The organism is Nocardioides pollutisoli (assembly GCF_040045055.1).
GTDB classification, from domain to species: domain Bacteria; phylum Actinomycetota; class Actinomycetes; order Propionibacteriales; family Nocardioidaceae; genus Nocardioides; species Nocardioides tweenelious.
Map to the genome: position 1 here is coordinate 570,031 of NZ_JBDZDU010000002.1, position 18,468 is coordinate 588,498.

Sequence of the window (18,468 nt, forward strand, 5' to 3'; positions counted from 1 at the left end):
TCGGTGCTGCCGGCTCGATGCCGCGTGACGACCGCCACATCTAGCGTCACGAGCATGGGATTCCTCCAGCCGAACCTCCCCGAGCTCGACCTCGACGCCTGGCGCGCCGGCACCCGTGCCGAGCGGATGCAGCCGATGGCCCGGCACGTCGCCGAGATCGGCTTCGGCACCCCCGACGTGGTCTTCCTGATGTACATCCTCAAGATCGGGCTCTACGTCGGCGGCGGGGCGGCCTTCGCGCTGCTGACCCCCGGCGTCGACCAGCTGACGGCGACCATCGCCTTCCAGAAGGTCGTGCTCTGGACGATGCTCTTCGAGGTGGTCGGGCTGGGCTGCGGCTTCGGACCGCTCAACCTGCGGATGATGCCGCCGCTCGGCTCGTTTCTCTACTGGCTGCGGCCCGGCACCATCCGGCTGCCCCCGTGGCCGGGCCGCGTCCCGCTGACCCGCGGCACGCGTCGTACGCCCGTCGACGTCGCGCTGTACGCCGCGCTCCTGCTCACCACGCTCTGGGCGCTGCTCTCCCCCGGCCCGGTGGTCGAGCGCGAGCGGGTCGCGGCGGTGCTCATCGCCCTCGCGCTGGTCGGGCTCCGCGATAAGGTGATCTTCCTGGCGGCCCGCGCCGAGGTCTACGGCACGCTGACCGTCACGTTCCTGCTCACCGACGCGGACCTCCTCGTGGCCGCCAAGCTCGTCATGCTCGCGATCTGGTGGGGCGCCGCGACGTCCAAGCTCAACAAGCACTTCCCCTACGTCGTGCAGGCGATGATGAGCAACAGCCCGGTGCTCCGGTCCAGCCGGATCAAGCGGAGGTTCCACCGCGACTTCCCCGACGACCTGCGACCGTCCTGGATCGCCTACACGCTCGCCCACGTCGGCACGGCCGTCGAGTACACCGTGCCGCTGGTCCTCTTCCTGTCGCACGGCGGCTGGGTGACCACCGTGGCCGCAATCGTGATGATCGCGTTCCACCTGCAGATCCTCACCAGCTTCCCGATGGGCGTGCCGCTGGAGTGGAACGTCTTCATGATCTACGGGATCCTCGTGCTCTTCGTCCACGACGCGGCGTACGGCGTCGGCGACGTCACGACCTGGTGGCCGATCGTGCTGCTGATGGCCGTCGTCGTCGGGACCGTCGCGCTCGGCAACCTCGCTCCGAAGCGGGTCTCGTTCCTCCCCGGCATGCGCTACTACGCCGGCAACTGGGACACGTCCTACTGGTGCTTCACGGAGTCCGGGCTGGCCAAGCTCGACGCCGGCACCGTGAAGGCCTCGCTGCTCCCCCACCAGCAGCTCGAGAAGATCTACGGGCCCGACGAGGCCGAGATCCCGCAGTTCATCGGCTACGCGTTCCGGTCGATGCACAGCCACGGCCGGGCGCTCTTCACGCTGATCCCGCGGGCCCTGAGCGACCGGGACGAACGCGACTACCGGTTGATCGAGGGCGAGCTCGTCGCCGGCGCGGTGCTGGGCTGGAACTTCGGCGACGGCCACCTCCACAACGAGCAGCTGATCGCCGCTCTCCAGGAGCGCTGCCACTTCGTCGAGGGCGACGTCCGGGTCGTCCTGCTCGAGGCGCAGCCGATCCACCGGCAGACCCAGGAGTACCGCCTGGTCGACGCCGCGACCGGCGAGCTCGAGCGCGGTTACGTCGCGGTCGCCGACATGTGCGCACGCCAGCCGTGTGCCACCGACGTGCCCGTGCACGTCACCGTTGGGCGGCGTACGGCAGAGTCGGGGGCATGAGCACACCGGACGCCGTCGTCGTCGGCTCGGGCCCCAACGGCCTGGCCGCCGCCGTCACGCTCGCCCAGCGCGGGCTGTCCGTGACCGTGCTGGAGGCACGGGACACCATCGGCGGCGGCACCCGGACCGAGGAGCTCACCGTGCCCGGTGTCCTCCACGACGTCTGCTCGGCGATCCACCCGTTCGGGATCGGCTCGCCCTTCTTCGCGTCGCTGCCGCTGGCCGACCACGGGCTGGTGTGGCGCTGGCCGGAGGTCGACGCGGCGCACCCGCTCGACGACGGTACGGCGGGGGTGCTGCGTGGTTCGGTCGAGGAGACGGCGGCAGGGCTCGGGGTCGACGGCGACCGGTGGCGCGGGGTGTTCGGGCCGCTGGTGGACCACTACGACACGCTCGCCCCCGAGGCGCTCGGTCCGATCGTGCACCTGCCCTCGCACCCGGTCCAGCTCGCGAGGTTCGGGCTCCGGGCAGCGCTGCCGGCGACCGTCCTCGCCAGGCGCTTCCGCACCGAGCAGGCGCGGGCGCTCTTCGGCGGCTGCGCGGCGCACATCTGCCGACCGCTCGACCGGCCGCTGACCTCCGCGGTCGGGACGATGCTGATCACGGCCGGGCACCGGGGCGGCTGGCCGGTCGCCGAGGGCGGCTCGCGTGCGATCACCGACGCCCTGGCCAGCCTGCTGCGCTCCCTCGGCGGGACCATCGAGACCGGCGTGCGGGTCACCTCGCTGGCCGAGCTGCCGCCGGCGCGCACCCGCCTCTTCGACACCACCCCGACCGCCTTCGCCCAGATCGCGGGGCTGAAGCCGCCGCGGTGGCGCTACGGCTACTCGGCGTACAAGCTCGACCTGGCCGTCGAGGGCGGCGTCCCGTGGACCGCGGAGGACGCCCGGAAGGCCGGGACCGTCCACCTCGGCGGCACCGTCGCCGAGATCGCCGCCGCCGAGGCGGAGGTGGCGCGTGGACGGATGCCCGAGCGGCCGTTCGTGCTGGTCGGACAGCAGTACCTCGCCGACCCGACCCGCTCGGCCGGCGACGTCCACCCCGTGTGGGCCTACGCCCACGTGCCGCACGGCTACACGGGCAACGCGACCGACGCCGTCCTGGCGCAGATCGAGCGGTTCGCCCCGGGTCTCCGCGAGCGGATCGTCGCCACGCACGTGACCAACCCAGCCGGCTTCGCGGCGTACAACGCCAACTACGTGGGTGGCGACATCGCCGCCGGAGCCACGACGGTGCGCCAGCTGGTCGCCCGTCCGCGGCTCCGGGACCCCTACGCCACCGCGGTCCCCGGCGCCTTCCTCTGCTCGGCGTCGACCCCGCCGGGCCCGGGCGTCCACGGCATGTGCGGCCATCTGGCCGCCTTGCGCGCTTTGGAACCACGCGGGGCCTGATCGCAGTACTGTCCGAGCACCATGTCGACGCCGAGCCCGGACCTCCCCACGACGCCGACCCGGCGCGAGATGCTGCACCTGTCGATCGACGGCGCCGGCCCGATCATCGCCTTCGTGATCGGCAACCAGGTCTCCGGCGTGACCGCCGGCGCGGTCGCAGCGGTCGCCCTGGCCGTCGTGATCGCGGCGATCCGCTGGGTGCGCGGTGAGCCGAAGAAGGTCGTCGTCGGCGCCACCCTGCTCGTCTGCCTGCTCGCGCTGACCGCGACCCTGACCGGCGAGGGCCGCAACTTCTTCCTGCCCGAGCTGGTGTTCAACATCGTCATGCTCGTCGTGTTCGTGGTGAGCGTCGTGATCGGCCGACCGGCGACGGCGGTCGTCTGCAGCGCGATCCACCTCGAGGAGCCGCGCTCCTGGACCATCCCCGACCGGCGGCGCGTGCACTACCGGCTGACCTGGGTGTGGATCGCGATGTGGGTGCTCCACGTGGTCGTGGTCGGGGTCTTCTACCTCGCCGACTCGGTGGTCTGGCTCGGCGTCGTCAGCACCGTGATCAACAAGCCGACCATCGTCGCGGCGGCCGTGGCCACCGGCATCGTCGCCCGCCGCCGCAAGCCGGATCAGTCGCTGGCGAGCCACCCGGTGTAGGAGCGCGGAGCCCCCAACCAGTCGGTGACCGGGTGGGAGCCGTCGTACTCGTCGCGCATCCGCACGCCGATGCGCACCCGCCCGGGGTCGTCGAGACAGGTCCGGTCGACCGTGAAGGCCAGCACGTTCGCGGCGAAGTCGAGCCGGACGTCGTGGGCACAGGTCAGCGGCTCCCCCACCGGCTTGCCGTGCTTCATCCTCACGAGCTGGTAGTCCATGCCCTCCTGCAGGCCGCTGACCAGGCGGAACTCCGGTCCCGTCCGGTCGGTGCGGGTGTCGAGCAGGATCGCGAGGCTGGCCGGGCCGCCGTCGGAGGTGCGCCGCAGCTCGGTGAAGCGCACGTGGAGCTTCACGCGCGTCGGGCCGTGCTTGACGCTCACGTGGCGGATGTCGCTCAGCGACGCGCTGGCGTCGGCGGGGTCGTCGTACGCCGCCCGCACGGCTGCGGCCGGTGCGACGGCCAGCGCCACGATCGACAGGGCCGCCGTGACGGCGGCGGGGACCCGAGTCCTCAGGTTCATCGTCTGCTCCTTGATCGTCTCCTGTGAGACTCTCGCGCCGCCGGATCGGTTGCAAAGCGCCACGAGATCCGTCGAGCCGATCTAGCCTCGAGGACATGCGCAAGCTCCTCCTTGCACTCGTCGCCGCCCTGCTGCTGACCGGCACCCTGGTCGCGACCAGCCCGGCGCAGGCCGGGCCGGTCGGTCGGGGTGAGCCGACCGTCCCCCACACCTGCACCAACTGGGCCTGGTCCGGACCTCAGTCCTGGACCGCCAGCTGCGGCACCTACGGCATCACGATCACCGGCGACCGGGGGGCGACCCTCGACCTCGGCTTCAGCACGACGATCTGCGCGAAGGGCGCGACGTACGCCCAGTCGGTGAAGAACTACTACAAGAGCGTCCAGGCGTCGCTCAAGGAGAGCGGCTGGAAGCTCGACGCGACCTCGCCGATCGCGCGGCCGCAGGGTGCATCGCCGCACTACCGCAGCCAGATGATCTCGTTCCACACCGGTCGCGGTGCCAAGAAGATGCAAGGCGTCGCCACGTTCGACTACGACTTCACGTCGACGTCCGGTGGGACCAGCTACTGCTACCAGCGCAGCATCGCCCGCTATGCCAAGGCGAGCGCCTGGAACGGCGTGAAGGGCACCCTGGCGAAGGTCGAGGACAGCCTCGCCTACTCCGGTCCGGGTGGCTACGAGGCGCAGGACTGACGCTCAGCCCACCGCGACCGGCAGGCTGAGCGGCCCGCGGATCAGGGTCGCGTTGCGCCGTCGTACGGCGCCCGCGCGACGCAGGTCGGGCATCCGCTCGGCCAACGTCTGGAGCGCGACCGTGGCCTCGAGCTCGGCCAGCGGGCGCCCCACGCAGTGGTGGATGCCGCTCGAGAAGGCGAGGTGCTCGGCGCCGTCGGTGCGGGCGAGGTCGAACGTGTCCGGCTCGTGGAAGACCTGCGGGTCGCGGTTGGCGCCGCCCAGCAGGACGTTGACGATCCGGCCGGACGCGAGCGGGGTCCCGGCGATCTCGGTGTCGTCGAAGGAGATCCGCATCGTGCGCTGCACCGGCGGGTCGTAGCGCAGCGTCTCCTGGACGGCCGCGCCGGCCAGGCTGGGTTCGGCGACCAGGGCGGCCCACTGGTCGGGGTGGTCGAGCAGGGCGTTGACGGCGTTGCCGAGCAGGTTGACCGTGGTCTCGAAGCCGGCGATCAGCAGCAGCCCGCACAGCGGCACCAGCTCGTCGGTCTGGATCTGGTCGCCCTCGGCCGCGACCAGGGTGCTGATCAGGTCGTCGCCCGGCTCGCGACGGCGGAGCTCGAAGATCTCCTCGAACATCCGCTCCAGGTCGCGGTTGGCCGTCATCACCTCCTGCGCGTGCCGCAGCGACCGCAGCCCCGCCAACGCACCACCGAGCGCGACTCCGTAGCGGGTGAACGCGTCTCCGTCGGCGTCCGGGATGCCGAGCAGGTCGGTGATCACGGCGATCGGCAGCGGCGATGCCAGCGCCGGGACGAGGTCGAACTCCCCCGTCACCGCCGCGTCGTGGAGCAGGCCGACCACCGTCTTCTCGATCGAGGCCCGGAAGTCGGCCATCCGGCGCGGGCTGAACGCCGGTGCGACCAGGCGGCGCAGGCGCGTGTGGTCGGGCGGGTTGCGGTCGAGGAAGGACAGGTCGAAGTCCTCGGGCGGGTCCTCGCCCTCCGGCTGGACGCCCCACCGGCGGCTGCGCAGCAGCTCCTTGCAGATGGCGTGGTCGACGGTGGCGAGGTTGCCCATCGCGGTGACGTAGAACGGGCCCTGGGTCCGGATCTGCTCGTAGATGGAGTAGGGGTCGTCACGACCGGGCGCGTAGCGCAGCCGGGCGAACAGGTTGCGGCGGACGTAGGCGTCGTACGCGCCCTTGGCCTGGCCGGCGTACAGGCCGGTCGCGAAGCGGGCCGCGGTGCGCAGCTGGGCGACCCGACTCGTCATGACCGCAATCTAGCCGAACGCCACCGGTACCTTGAGCGGTCCGCGCACCAACGGCATCGCGCGCATCCGCGCCGGTCCGGCGCGGCGCAGGTCCGGCATCCGCTCGGCCAGCATCCGCAGCGCGATCGTGCCCTCGAGCTCGGCGATCGGCCTCCCGACGCAGCGGTGGATGCCGCTCGAGAAGGCGAGGTGGTCGAAGAGGTCGGTGCGGGCCAGGTCGAAGGTGTTGGGGTCGTGGAAGGCCTGCGGGTCGCGGTTGGCGCCGCCGATCAGCACGTTGACCCACTGACCGCGACGGATCGGCTGTCCCGCGATCTCGGTGTCGTCGAAGGAGATCCGGCCGGTGCGCTGGACCGGCGAGTCGAAGCGCAGCGACTCCTGCACCGCTGCGCCCGCGAGCGCCGGGTTGTCCACGATGGCGGCCCACTGGTCCGGGTGGTCGAGCAGCGCGTTGACGGCGTTGCCGAGCAGATTGACGGTCGTCTCGAACCCGGCGATGAGCAGCATCCGGCAGATCGGCACCAGCTCGACGGGGCGCAGCTGCGTCTCGCCGTCACCCTCCTGCGCGATGAGGGCGCTGATCAAGTCGTCGCCCGGGTCCGCGCGGCGCAGCTCGATGACCTTCTCGAAGAGCCGGATCATCCCCTTGGCGGCCACCATCACGTCGCGCGCGTGCAGGGGCGAGCGGAACCCGGCCGCCGCGCTCCCGAGCGACTCGCCGTACGCCGCCAGGACGGCGCCGTCCTCGTCCGGGATGCCCAGGAGGCGGTTGATCACGGCCACCGGGAGGGGTTCGGCGAGGGCGGGCATCACGTCGAACGTGCCGGCGGCCGCGACGTCGTCGAGGAACTTCCCGACGGTCTTCTCGATGAGCACCGTGAAGTCGGCCAGCCGACGCGCGCTGAGTGCGGGCGCGACCAGCCGGCGGAGCCGGGTGTGGTCGGGCGGGTTGCGGGTGAGCAGCGACCGGTCGAGAGCCGGCTCCGGCGGCGCCGCTCCCTCCGGCTCGACGCCGAAGCGGCGGTCGCGCAGGATCTCCTTGCAGATCGCGTGGTCAGCGGTCGCGAGGTGGCCCGACGGGGTGGTCACGAACGGGCCGGCCTCCCGGATCCGGTCGTAGATCGGGTAGGGATCCCGGTCGCCGACGGCGCTGAGGCGCGCGAACTCGTTGCGACGGACGTGGACGTCGATCGCCGAGCGCACACGCGCGCCGTACAACTGCGCTGTGAAGCCGGCCGCCTGTCGCAGCTGGCCCGCCCGAGCGGCCATCTGTCCCCGTGTCAGTCGAGGTAGTCGCGCAGCACCTGAGAACGCGACGGGTGCCGCAGCTTCGACATCGTCTTCGACTCGATCTGGCGGATCCGCTCGCGGGTCACGCCGTAGACCTTGCCGATCTCGTCGAGGGTCTTCGGCTGACCGTCGGTCAGGCCGAAGCGCATGCTGACGACGCCCGCCTCGCGCTCGGAGAGCGTGTCGAGGACGGCGTGGAGCTGCTCCTGGAGCAGCGTGAAGCTGACCGCGTCGGCGGGGACGATCGCCTCGGAGTCCTCGATGAGGTCACCGAACTCGGAGTCGCCGTCCTCACCGAGGGGCGTGTGCAGCGAGATGGGCTCGCGGCCGTACTTCTGGACCTCGATGACCTTCTCGGGGGTCATGTCGAGCTCCTTGGCGAGCTCCTCCGGGGTGGGCTCGCGGCCCAGGTCCTGGAGCATCTGGCGCTGCACGCGGGCCAGCTTGTTGATGACCTCGACCATGTGCACCGGGATCCGGATGGTGCGGGCCTGGTCGGCCATGGCGCGGGTGATCGCCTGACGGATCCACCAGGTGGCGTACGTCGAGAACTTGTAGCCCTTGGTGTAGTCGAACTTCTCGACCGCGCGGATCAGACCGAGGTTGCCCTCCTGGATCAGGTCCAGGAAGAGCATGCCGCGGCCGGTGTAGCGCTTGGCGAGGGAGACGACGAGTCGCAGGTTGGCCTCGAGCAGGTGGTTCTTCGCGCGGCGCCCGTCCTCGGCGATCCACTCGAGCTCCTCCTGCACCTTGGGCGTGATCTTGCCGCCCTTGGCGAGCTTCTCCTCGGAGAAGAGACCGGCCTCGATCCGCTTGGCGAGCTCGACCTCCATCTCCGCGTTGAGGAGGGGCACCTTGCCGATCTGCTTGAGGTAGTCCTTGACCGGGTCGGCGGTCGCGCCGGCGACCATGACCTGCTGCGCGGGCTCGTCGGTGTCGTCGGAGGAGGAGACGACGAACGACGACGTCGCGGTGGCCTCCTCCTCGTCCTCCTTGATGGAGGGGTCGGTGGCGACGTCCTTCTCGAACTGCTCGTCCGGGACGTCGGGGAGGATCTTCTTGCCATCGGGGCCGACGACGACCTCGACGACCTCGACCTCGGCGGTCGCGCCGGCGGCAGCCTTCTTCGCGGGCGCGGCCTTCTTGGCGGGAGCCGCCTTCTTCGCCGGAGCCGCAGCGGCCGCCTTCTTGGCGGGCGCGGCCTTCGCGGTGGTGGTCTTGCGCGTCGAGGTGGCCGCAACGGCACGCGTGGTCGCCACGGGCAGGTGCACCGAGATGCCCAGCGCGCTGAGGTGACCGAGGAGCGCCTTCAGGTGGCGCGGCTCGACGGCCGCGTCCTCACTGGCCTGCCGGACCTCCTCGGGAGTGAGGGTGCCGCTGGGGGTCCCTCGTTCGATGAGGGCCACGACGGCGGGGTGCGTGAGCACGTCGGCAGGGAGCATCTTGCGTGCGTTCGAGGACACGAACACCTCTCGTTTACGGCAGTGAAACCTGATCAAGGGCGCGGCCCGTCCCGGTGTCGTCAAGAGCCGCGGTCCTCATTCTGCCACGGGGGTCCTGAGATGCGCGCACTCACCCGGAGGTTGGGACCTTCGCGTTCGCAGCTGACTTGGCGGCGGCCTTCTTCTCCTTCTTGAAGTCGCGCACCTTCTGCAGGCTGGCGCCGTCGACGACGTCGGCCACGGAGCGGTAGCCGTCCTCGGCGTACGCACCCACGGCGGCCTCCCAGCCGTCCGGGCGTACCTTGAGCTGCTTGGCCAGCAGGGCCACGAAGATCTGTGCCTTCTGCTTGCCGAAGCCGGGCAGCGCCTGCATCCGCTTGAGCAGGTCCTTGCCGTCGGCCGCCTCGGTCCAGATCCGCTCCGCGTGACCGTCGTACTCGTCCTCGACGATCCGGGCGAGCTCCTGGAGCCGCGCGGTCATCGAGCCCGGGAAGCGGTGGATAGCGGGCGGGGTGGAGCAGAGTGCGGTGAACGTCTCGGGGTCGGCGGCCGCGATCTTCGCCGGCTCGAGGGTGCCGAAGCGGTCGAGCACCTTCGCCGGGCCGCGGAACGCGTGCTCCATCGGGTACTGCTGGTCGAGCATCATCCCGACGAGCAGTGCGAACGGGTCGTCGGACAGCACCTGGTCAGCGTGGTCGTCGCCGGTGATGTGGATGGTGGCCATGTCCTCATCTTGCCGCAGATCTCCCGTAGGCTGCCGATCGCTCGTGGCGCAGGAACCCGGTGAGACTCCGGGGCGGTTCCGCCACTGTGAGCCTCCGCGAGGAGGCGCTAGCCAGACACTGGCCGCGAGCATTCCGACCGATCGACGGGGCGAGAACCCCGGAGGAGTCTCATGCGCATCGCACTGCTGTCCACCTCTGACACCGACCTGCTCTCGGCGCGGGCCTCGGGCGCCGACTACGTCTGGGCCAATCCGTCCCGGCCGGGGCACCAGTCCATGGCCGAGGTGATCGAGGGCGCCGACCTCGTCGTCGGCCGGATCCTCGGGAGCCCGCACGACCTCTGCAGCGGCTTCGCCCGGATCCGCCAGACGGGGATGCCGATGGTCGTGCTCGGCGGCGAGCAGACGCCGAGCGCGGAGCTGATGGAGCTCTCCACCGTCCCCATCGGCGTCGCCGCCGAGGCGCACCGCTACCTCGCCGAGGGCGGACCGGCCAACCTCGCGCAGCTGCACGCCTTCCTCTCCGACACGGTGCTGCTCACCGGCGAGGGGTTCGAGCCGCCGGCTGCGCTGCCGCAGTGGGGCATGGCGGGTCTCGATACGCTCGCTGGCGCTCGCTACTCGACCACCGAGGGAGGCCTCCCCCGGGTCGGGGTGCTCTACTACCGGGCCCACGAGTCCAGCGGCAACACCGCCTTCGTCCACGCGCTGACCGACGCGATCGACGCGACCGGGCAGGCGGTCGGCGTACCTGTCTTCGCCGGATCGCTGCGCTCCGCGCCCGACGAGCTGTACGACGCCCTCGGGACCCTCGACGCGCTGGTCGTCACCGTCCTCGCGGCCGGCGGCAGCGTGCCGGCGAGCGCCAGCGCCGGTGGCGCGGACGAGGCGTGGGACGTCCAGCGGATGGCCGCCCTCGACATCCCGGTGCTGCAGGGCCTCTGCCTCACCAGCAGCCGCGCCGAGTGGGAGGCCAGCGACGACGGGGTCTCTCCTCTCGACTCGGCGACGCAGATCGCGATCCCGGAGTTCGACGGACGGATCATCACCGCGCCGTTCTCGTTCAAGGAGATCGACGACCAGGGGCTGCCGCACTACGTCGCGGACCCCGAGCGTGCCGACCGGGTCGCCCGGATCGCCGTCAACCACGCCCGTCTGCGCTCGATCCCGAACGCCGAGAAGAAGCTCGCGCTGATGCTTTCGGCCTACCCCACCAAGCACGCTCGCATCGGCAACGCCGTCGGCCTCGACACCCCGGTCTCGGCGATCCGGATGCTGCGGCGCCTGCGCTCCGAGGGGTACGACCTGGGACGCGACAACGCCGTGCTCCCCCTGCTCGACATGGCCGACGACACCGAGGCCGGCGACGCGCTGATCCACGCGCTGATCGCGGCCGGCGGGCAGGACGAGGAGTGGCTGACCTCCGCGCAGCTCTCGGACGCCCACGTGCGGATCACGAAGGCGGAGTACGACGCGTGGACGGCCGACCTCCCGGCCGACCTCCGCGAGGAGATGATCGCGGCGTGGGGCGACTCCCCCGGCAACCTCTTCGTCAACGACGCCGGCGAGCTGGTGCTCGCCGTGCTCCAGGCCGGCAACGTCGTCATCCTGATCCAGCCGCCGCGCGGGTTCGGCGAGAACCCGATCGCGATCTACCACGACCCCGACCTCGCCCCCAGCCACCACTACCTCGGCGCCTACCGCTGGCTGGAGCACGGCTTCCAGGCGGACGCGGTCGTCCACCTCGGCAAGCACGGCTCGATGGAGTGGCTGCCCGGCAAGAACGCCGCGCTCTCGGCCTCGTGCGGTCCCGACGCCGCGATCGGCAACCTGCCGCTGATCTACCCCTTCCTCGTCAACGACCCCGGCGAGGGCGCCCAGGCCAAGCGCCGCGCGCACGCCACGATCGTCGACCACCTGATCCCGCCGATGGCGCGGGCGGAGTCGTACGGCGACATCGCCCGCCTCGAGCAGCTGCTCGACGAGCACGCCAACGTCGCGGCGATGGACCCGGCCAAGCTGCCGGCCGTCCGCGGCGAGATCTGGCAGCTCATGCACGCCGCCGAGATGCACCGCGACCTCGGCCTGGACGAGCGACCGGACGACGAGGAGTTCGACGAGTTCATCCTCCACGTCGACGGCTGGCTCTGCGAGATCAAGGACGCCCAGATCCGCGACGGCCTCCACGTCCTGGGCGCTGCGCCCGAGGGCGAGGCCCGGGTCAACCTGGTGCTGTCGATCCTGCGCGCCTCCCAGGTGTGGGGTGGTCAGTCGCAGGCGATCCCGGCACTGCGGACGGCGCTCGGCCTCGGGGGTTTCGAGACAGGCGCTAGCGCGCCTTCCTCAGCCACCGTCGACACCTTCGAGGCCGAGGCGCGCGGTCTGGTCGAGGCGATGGAGAAGTCCGGCTGGGACCTCGCGGCCGTCGACGACCTCCACCACAGCCCCGACGTACGCCGGGTGCTGGCGTTCGCCGCGACCGAGGTCGTGCCGCGGCTGGCCCGCACGACCGACGAGCTCGACGCCGTCGTGCACGCGCTCGACGGCGGCTTCGTCCCGGCCGGGCCTTCCGGCTCCCCGCTGCGTGGGCTGGTCAACGTGCTCCCCACCGGCCGCAACTTCTACACGGTCGACCCGCGCGCCGTACCGAGCCGGCTGGCCTGGCAGACCGGGCAGGCCATGGCCGAGTCGCTGGTGCAGCGCTACCTCGAGGAGACCGGCGACTACCCCACGTCCGTCGGCCTGAGCGTCTGGGGCACGAGCGCGATGCGCACCAGCGGCGACGACATCGCCGAGGTGCTCGCCCTGCTCGGCGTGCGACCCGAGTGGGACGAGGCCTCGCGCCGGGTCAGCAGGCTGACGGTGGTCCCGCTGGACGAGCTGGGCCGGCCGCGCATCGACGTCACCGTGCGTATCTCGGGCTTCTTCCGCGACGCCTTCCCCCACGTGGTCGAGATGCTCGACGACGCCGTGCGGCTGGTCGCCGACCTCGACGAGCCCGACGACGTCAACTACGTGCGAGCCAACACCCGGGCCGACCTGGCCGACCACGGCGACCAGCGCCGCGCGACCACCCGGATCTTCGGCTCCAAGCCGGGCTCGTACGGCGCCGGCATCCTGCAGGTCATCGAGTCCGGCACCTGGCGCGACGACGCCGACCTGGCCGAGGTCTACACGGCGTGGGGCGGCTTCGCCTACGGCCGCGACCTCGACGGAGCGCCTGCGGCCGACGACATGCGCGCCAACTACCGACGGATCAAGGTCGCGGCCAAGAACATCGACTCGGCCGAGCACGACATCGCCGACTCCGACGACTACTTCCAGTACCACGGCGGCATGGTCGCCACCGTGCGCGCGCTGACCGGCGCGGACCCCAAGGCGTACGTCGGCGACTCGACCAGCCCGGACGCCGTCCGCACCCGCACGCTGGCCGAGGAGACGGCCCGCGTCTTCCGGGCACGCGTCGTCAACCCGCGCTGGATCGCGGCCATGCAGCGCCACGGCTACAAGGGCGCCTTCGAGCTCGCGGCCACCGTCGACTACCTCTTCGGCTTCGACGCGACCGCCGGGGTGGTGCACGACTGGATGTACGAGAAGCTCGCGACGGAGTACGTCCTCGACGAGACCAACCAGGCGTTCCTCCGGAAGTCGAACCCGTGGGCGCTGCGCGGCATCGTCGAGCGGCTCCACGAGGCGGCCGACCGGGGCCTGTGGGCCGAGCCCGATCCCGAGGTGGTCGCCGCGATGCAGCGCGTCTACCTCGACGTCGAGGGTGACCTCGAGGACCGTGAGTGATCACGGTCATCGGGATGGGCATGGGTCCTGCCCACCTGACCGGCGAGGCGGTCGAGGCGCTGGGTGAGTGCGACTACGTCGTGGCCGCGTCGAAGGGGCCTGACGACCCCCTGCTCGGCGTACGCCGCGCGGTGTGCGAGGCCCACGGCGTCGAGCTGGTCGTCGTCGCCGACCCCGAGCGTGACCGCGACGACCCGGCCGACTACCCCGCCGCGGTCCGCACCTGGCACGACGCCCGCGTGGAGGCCTACCGGCAGGTGATCGACGCGCGCGGCGGACGGGTGGGCTTCCTGGTCTGGGGCGACCCGGCGCTCTACGACTCGACGATCCGGATCGCGTCAGAGCTGAGCCCGGACCTCCGGGTGGTGCCGGGGATCAGCGCACCGCAGATCCTCGCGGCGCGGCACCGGATCGTGCTGCACCCGGTCGGTCAGCCGGTGCACGTGACGACCCAGCGCCGGATGCGCGAAGCCGTCGACGCGGGCCAGACCAACCTCGTGGTGATGCTGTCGGCCGGCCTCGACCTGGACGGCCTCGACGACTGGTCGATCTGGTGGGGCGCCAACCTCGGCACCGACTCCGAGGAGCTGGTGGCCGGCCGGGTCGGCGACGTCCTGGCGGAGCTCGACGCCGCACGCGACCGGGCCAAGTCCGCCGCCGGCTGGGTCATGGACGTCTCCCTCCTGCGGGCGCCCGCGTGAGCGGCCTCCTCGTCGCGGGCACCACGTCCGACGCCGGCAAGAGCGTGGTGACGACCGGTCTCTGCCGGGCGTTCGCCCGACGGGGCGTGCGGGTCGCGCCGTACAAGGCCCAGAACATGTCGAACAACTCGATGGTCTGCGCCGCCGCGGACGGCAGCCCCGCCGAGATCGGCCGGGCCCAGTGGGTGCAGGCCCTCGCCGCCCGCGTCGTGCCCGAGCCGGCGATGAACCCGGTCCTGCTCAAGCCCGGCAGCGACCGGCGCAGCCACGTCGTGCTGATGGGGCAGCCCGCGGGCGAGGTCGACGCCAGCAACTGGGTCGAGGGGCGGCGGCACCTCGCGACGGCCGCGCACGCGGCGTACGACGACCTCGCGAGCCGCTACGACGTGATCGTGGCCGAGGGTGCGGGCAGCCCGGCCGAGATCAACCTGCGCGCCGGCGACTTCGTCAACATGGGTCTCGCGCGGCACGCCGACCTGCCGACCGTCGTGGTCGGCGACATCGACCGGGGCGGGGTGTTCGCGGCGTTCGTCGGCACGCTGGCGCTGCTCGATCCCGACGACGCGCGGCTGGTCGCGGGCTGGGTCGTCAACAAGTTCCGTGGGGACCTGACGCTCCTGCAGCCGGGTCTCGACGAGCTCGAGCAACGGACCGGACAGCCCGTGCACGGCGTGCTCCCCTGGCACCCCGACCTGTGGCTGGACAGCGAGGACGCGCTCGACCTCGACGGGCGGCGCTCGTCGGCCGGCACCCGGCGGGTCGCGGTGGTCCGGTTGCCCCGGATCAGCAACTTCACCGACGTCGACGCGCTCGGCCTCGAGCCGGACCTCGACGTGTTCTTCGCGTCCACGCCGCGCGCGATCGCCGACGCCGACCTGGTCGTGCTGCCCGGCACCCGCGCCACCATCTCCGACCTCGCCTGGCTGCGCGAGCGCGGCCTCGCCGATGCGGTCGTCGCCCACGCACGCTCTGGCCGGCCGGTCCTGGGCATCTGCGGCGGCAACCAGATGCTGGGCCACGAGATCCGCGACCCGGACGGCATCGAGGCCGCGGCGGGCACCGTCGTCGCCGGTCTCGGGCTGCTCGACCAGGTGACCGACTTCGGAGGCGACAAGGTGCTCCGGCTGCACGAGCCCGCCGGCTACGAGATCCACCACGGCCGCGTCTCCGGCGGCTCCCGCATCGGGCGCGTGCTCGGCACGATGGTGCACGGCTCCCTGGAGGACGACGCCACCCGGGCGTCGTACCTCTCCGACGCGCTCGGCGTGACCTCGACCGTCAGCTTCCCGGCTGCACGCGAGCGGCGTCTCGACCTGCTCGGCGACCTGGTCGAGGAGCACCTCGACGTCGACGCGCTGCTGGCGCTGGCCCGGGACGGCGTGGGATGAGGCTGCTGCTCCTCGGCGGCACCAGCGAGGCCCGTGAGCTCGCGGCCCGCCTGGTCGACGCCGGGGTCGACGTCACCTCCTCGCTCGCCGGTCGGGTGGCCCAGCCGCGACTGCCGGTCGGTCCGGTGCGGATCGGCGGCTTCGGCGGGGTCGAGGGCCTGCGCTCCGCGCTGGCGGAGTACGACGCCGTGGTCGATGCCACGCACCCCTTCGCCCTCGGGATGTCGGCCAACGCCGTGGCGGCGTGCGGAGACCACGTGCCGCTCCTGCGGCTCGAGCGTCCGGGCTGGACCCCTGATCCGGCCTGGCACCACGTCGACGACCACGAGCAGGCCGCGTCACTCGCCGCATCCCTCGGCGAGCGGCCGTTCATCACCGTGGGCCGCCAGGAGCTCGCCCGCTTCGTGCCGGCCCTCGGCGCCCACGCTGTGCTGGCTCGCGTCGTCGACTCCCCCGCCATCAAGATCCCCCAGTCCTGGCGGGTGATCACGAGCCGCGGGCCCTACACGCTCGACGGCGAGCTCGCGCTGATCCGCGAGCACGGGGGCGACGTGCTCGTCACCAAGGACTCCGGTGGCACGTTCACCTGGCCGAAGATGGAGGCCGCCGCGCAGTGCGGCGCCGCGGTCGTCGTCGTACGCCGCCCGCCGGCTCCTGACGGCGTGGCGACCGTGCACGACGTGGACGCGGCGTTCTCGTGGGTGGAGGCGCGGTGAAGGTGCTCGTGACCGGAGGAGTCCGCTCCGGCAAGTCCCGTCACGCGGAGTCGCTGCTGTCCGGGGCCGTCACCTACGTGGCGCCGGGCCCGAGCGTCGACGACGCTGACTGGGCGGCGCGGATCGCGGCCCACCGGGCTCGCCGGCCGGCGAGCTGGCGGACGCTGGAGACCCGCGACCTGGCCGGGGCGCTCGGCACCGACGGACCGGTCATCGTCGACTGCCTCGGCACCTGGCTGACCGGCGTGCTCGACGAGCGCGGCCTCTGGGACTCCCCCAGCGACGAGGTGACGAGTGTCGTGTCGTCGCTGCTCGACGAGACGCTCGCCGTCCTGTCCACGCGCGACCAGGCGGTGCTGGTCACCAACGAGGTCGGCCTCGGCGTGGTGCCGGAGCACCGCTCAGGTCGGCTCTTCCGCGACCTGCTCGGCCTGGTCAACCAACGGCTGGCCACCGGGTGCGACGAGGTCCACCTCGTGGTCGCCGGGCGGGTCGTCCGGCTCTGAGCGCCGCGACGGGAAGGCCATCCGCAGGGCCAGCGCCAGTCCCACCGCGAGCACGCCGAGGCACGCGGTCACGGTCAGCGCGACCGAGTCGCGCACGGCGACCCACCTGATCTCACCCGCGATCTCGGCCGGAGTCCCGTCCACGGTCACCGGGATCGACCAGGCGCCGACCACGTGGTCCTCGTCCGGCGCGTCCACGACGTCCTGAGGGAGATCGCTGCCGTGCCACGAGGTGCGGTGGTCCGACCAGGTCAGGCTGGTGTCCTGCGTCGTCGGCCCCGCACCGAGGGTCAGGAAGCGTTCGCCCTGGTATCCCTCGACGCTCACCTGGCGCGTGGTCGTCAGCGTGATCGCCGACCCGTCGTCCGCCACCGTCACGTCCAGGCCGGGCGGCGCGGAGACCACGACCGACCGCAGGTGCCGGTCGGTGTTGACCTGCGTGTGCGCGCTCGCGGGACCGGCCGCCGTCATCGCGAGGATGACGGCGGCGGCCCCGGTCGCGAGTCGTCGACCGAGGTGCACGCTCAGGCCGACACGGGCGCGGGCGCCCGGGTCTCCTTGCGCCGCTGCGCCGTCGTCGGGTCGACGACCCGCTCGGCGAGGGGAGCGAAGGTCAGCGCGATGACGCCCCACATGATCGCCTGGGCGGCGATCGAGTAGACGCGGAACTCCGCCAGCAGGTCGGCCGGGAACCCGGCCAGCACGATGGTGCCGTCGGGGCCGGTCATGGCCTGCGGCACCTCGTCGTACGACGGCAGGATCGCGAAGACGATCGCCATCACCGCGACGTACGCCAGGCCCATCAGGATGCTGGTCGCGTACAGGCTGTGGCGCCGGTGCAGCTTCTGGCCGACGTACACCGCCAGGAAGAGGAAGAGGCACGACAGGAAGACCAGGACCAGGTACGACGCACCGCGGTCGCGGATCGTCTCCTCGTGCCCGATGGCCGGCGGGTTGGCCGGGTAGCGCGCGAACGGCACCAGGTAGACGCCGACGAAGAAGAACGCCGGGACCAGCAGGGCGAGCTGGAAGGGGCGCACCGCTCCGGTGCGACCGATGCAGATGACGTAGGCGACGGCGACCAGCGCGCCCATCGCGGCGCCCATGAGGATCAGGCCCACGCCGATGCCGACGTCGGCCTGCACGGACCGGCTGAAGATGTCGGGTCCTGCGGCGGGCACGGCGATGCCGGCCGCCTTGTCGAGGGCCTCCTGCGCCGCGTCGCGCGCACCCTCGTAGTCGATCGCCCGCTGGATCAGCGGTTCGGCGAAGATCCGGGCGAAGATGAAGGCGACCAGGCCGCCGAGGGCTCCTGCGAGCACACCACGGCCGATGAGCTGCTTCTCCATGTTCTGTTGTCCCCTCTGCGTGATCGTGGAGTGATCAGTGGCAGGGGAAACCGAGGAAGTGCCGGCCGTCGTGGAAGAACTCGTGGAGGACCATGCTCTTGCCGAAGACCGACATCGCGCCCTCGTCGACACCGATGAAGTAGTAGACCAGCAGGGCCAGGATCGAGGTGCCGAGCAGCAGCGCGACCGTCGTGACGTTGGCGTCGACGATCGGCGCGGAGACAGCTGCGGTGCCGGGAGTGGGGAGGGCAGACGTGTTGCTCATGATGCTCCTTCAGGAATACAACGTTCCCTTGTCGGGC

17 protein-coding genes and 1 riboswitch are annotated in these 18,468 nt (G+C 71.8%); of the genes, 9 read left to right on the forward strand and 8 right to left on the reverse strand.

Features of this window, described 5'->3' with window-relative positions; genetic code table 11:
- The first annotated feature begins 54 nt into the window (after window positions 1-54).
- Genes ABLE68_RS20835 through ABLE68_RS20845 form a run of 3 tightly spaced genes read left to right on the forward strand, consistent with a single transcriptional unit; the run spans window position 55 to window position 3,785 of the window.
- The gene (locus ABLE68_RS20835; protein WP_348873955.1) at window positions 55-1,746 is read left to right on the forward strand and encodes a DUF3556 domain-containing protein; all 1,692 of its coding nucleotides are present in this window, start codon (window positions 55-57) and stop codon (window positions 1,744-1,746) included.
- Window positions 1,743-3,137 carry a phytoene desaturase family protein gene (locus tag ABLE68_RS20840; RefSeq protein ID WP_348873956.1) on the forward strand — a complete coding sequence of 465 codons (1,395 nt, stop codon included), beginning with the start codon at window positions 1,743-1,745 and terminating at the stop codon, window positions 3,135-3,137. The genes ABLE68_RS20835 and ABLE68_RS20840 overlap by 4 nt, the downstream gene beginning before the upstream one ends.
- A 21-nt stretch (window positions 3,138-3,158) precedes the next feature.
- Complete coding sequence (locus ABLE68_RS20845) at window positions 3,159-3,785, forward strand: DUF3159 domain-containing protein (RefSeq protein ID WP_348873958.1); 627 nt, start codon at window positions 3,159-3,161, stop codon at window positions 3,783-3,785.
- Here ABLE68_RS20845 and ABLE68_RS20850 read toward each other — a convergent pair.
- Complete coding sequence (locus ABLE68_RS20850) at window positions 3,758-4,306, reverse strand: hypothetical protein (protein ID WP_348873960.1); 549 nt, start codon at window positions 4,304-4,306, stop codon at window positions 3,758-3,760. The genes ABLE68_RS20845 and ABLE68_RS20850 overlap by 28 nt on opposite strands.
- Window positions 4,307-4,401: 95 nt before the next feature.
- Here ABLE68_RS20850 and ABLE68_RS20855 point away from each other — a divergent pair, with 95 nt between their 5' ends.
- Window positions 4,402-5,001, forward strand: coding sequence for a hypothetical protein (locus ABLE68_RS20855; protein WP_348873961.1), 600 nt, complete (start codon window positions 4,402-4,404; stop codon window positions 4,999-5,001).
- 3 nt (window positions 5,002-5,004) lie between these two features.
- Here ABLE68_RS20855 and ABLE68_RS20860 read toward each other — a convergent pair whose 3' ends face one another.
- From ABLE68_RS20860 to ABLE68_RS20875, 4 genes are all read right to left on the reverse strand, one after another.
- On the reverse strand, window positions 5,005-6,255 hold the full coding sequence (locus tag ABLE68_RS20860; protein ID WP_348873963.1) for a cytochrome P450: 1,251 nt from the start codon (window positions 6,253-6,255) through the stop codon (window positions 5,005-5,007).
- Window positions 6,256-6,264: 9 nt separating this feature from the next.
- Window positions 6,265-7,524, reverse strand: coding sequence for a cytochrome P450 (locus tag ABLE68_RS20865; protein WP_348873964.1), 1,260 nt, complete (start codon window positions 7,522-7,524; stop codon window positions 6,265-6,267).
- Between the two features lie 11 nt (window positions 7,525-7,535).
- Window positions 7,536-9,014, reverse strand: a complete 1,479-nt coding sequence (locus tag ABLE68_RS20870; protein ID WP_348873965.1) for an RNA polymerase sigma factor — start codon at window positions 9,012-9,014, stop codon at window positions 7,536-7,538.
- Window positions 9,015-9,117: 103 nt separating this feature from the next.
- Window positions 9,118-9,711 carry an HhH-GPD-type base excision DNA repair protein gene (locus ABLE68_RS20875; protein ID WP_348873966.1) on the reverse strand — a complete coding sequence of 198 codons (594 nt, stop codon included), beginning with the start codon at window positions 9,709-9,711 and terminating at the stop codon, window positions 9,118-9,120.
- Between the two features lie 9 nt (window positions 9,712-9,720).
- Window positions 9,721-9,852: riboswitch (cobalamin riboswitch) on the forward strand.
- Between the two features lie 30 nt (window positions 9,853-9,882).
- On the opposite strand from ABLE68_RS20875, the gene cobN reads away from it, so the two are divergent.
- Genes cobN through ABLE68_RS20900 form a run of 5 tightly spaced genes read left to right on the forward strand, consistent with a single transcriptional unit; the run spans window position 9,883 to window position 16,817 of the window.
- Window positions 9,883-13,506 carry a cobaltochelatase subunit CobN gene (cobN, locus tag ABLE68_RS20880; RefSeq protein ID WP_348873968.1) on the forward strand — a complete coding sequence of 1,208 codons (3,624 nt, stop codon included), beginning with the start codon at window positions 9,883-9,885 and terminating at the stop codon, window positions 13,504-13,506.
- Window positions 13,503-14,207 carry a precorrin-6A synthase (deacetylating) gene (gene cobF / locus ABLE68_RS20885; RefSeq protein ID WP_348873970.1) on the forward strand — a complete coding sequence of 235 codons (705 nt, stop codon included), beginning with the start codon at window positions 13,503-13,505 and terminating at the stop codon, window positions 14,205-14,207. The genes cobN and cobF overlap by 4 nt, the downstream gene beginning before the upstream one ends.
- On the forward strand, window positions 14,204-15,595 hold the full coding sequence (locus ABLE68_RS20890; RefSeq protein WP_348873972.1) for a cobyric acid synthase: 1,392 nt from the start codon (window positions 14,204-14,206) through the stop codon (window positions 15,593-15,595). The genes cobF and ABLE68_RS20890 overlap by 4 nt, the downstream gene beginning before the upstream one ends.
- The gene (locus tag ABLE68_RS20895; RefSeq protein ID WP_348873974.1) at window positions 15,592-16,311 is read left to right on the forward strand and encodes a cobalt-precorrin-6A reductase; all 720 of its coding nucleotides are present in this window, start codon (window positions 15,592-15,594) and stop codon (window positions 16,309-16,311) included. Before ABLE68_RS20890 ends, ABLE68_RS20895 begins: the two co-directional genes overlap by 4 nt.
- Entirely contained in the window at window positions 16,308-16,817 is a 510-nt protein-coding gene (locus ABLE68_RS20900) for a bifunctional adenosylcobinamide kinase/adenosylcobinamide-phosphate guanylyltransferase (RefSeq protein ID WP_348873976.1), read from the forward strand. Before ABLE68_RS20895 ends, ABLE68_RS20900 begins: the two co-directional genes overlap by 4 nt.
- Here ABLE68_RS20900 and ABLE68_RS20905 read toward each other — a convergent pair.
- From ABLE68_RS20905 to ABLE68_RS20915, 3 genes are read right to left on the reverse strand one after another with little or no spacing between them, the layout of a single operon-like run.
- Window positions 16,713-17,339: a hypothetical protein gene (locus tag ABLE68_RS20905; RefSeq protein WP_348873978.1), complete on the reverse strand. Its 627-nt coding sequence runs from the start codon at window positions 17,337-17,339 to the stop codon at window positions 16,713-16,715. The two genes, ABLE68_RS20900 and ABLE68_RS20905, sit on opposite strands and share 105 nt — an antisense overlap.
- Window positions 17,340-17,341: 2 nt before the next feature.
- Entirely contained in the window at window positions 17,342-18,166 is an 825-nt protein-coding gene (locus tag ABLE68_RS20910) for a CbtA family protein (RefSeq protein WP_348873980.1), read from the reverse strand.
- Between the two features lie 34 nt (window positions 18,167-18,200).
- Window positions 18,201-18,431, reverse strand: a complete 231-nt coding sequence (locus ABLE68_RS20915) for a CbtB domain-containing protein (RefSeq protein WP_348873981.1) — start codon at window positions 18,429-18,431, stop codon at window positions 18,201-18,203.
- Window positions 18,432-18,468: the final 37 nt, after the last annotated feature.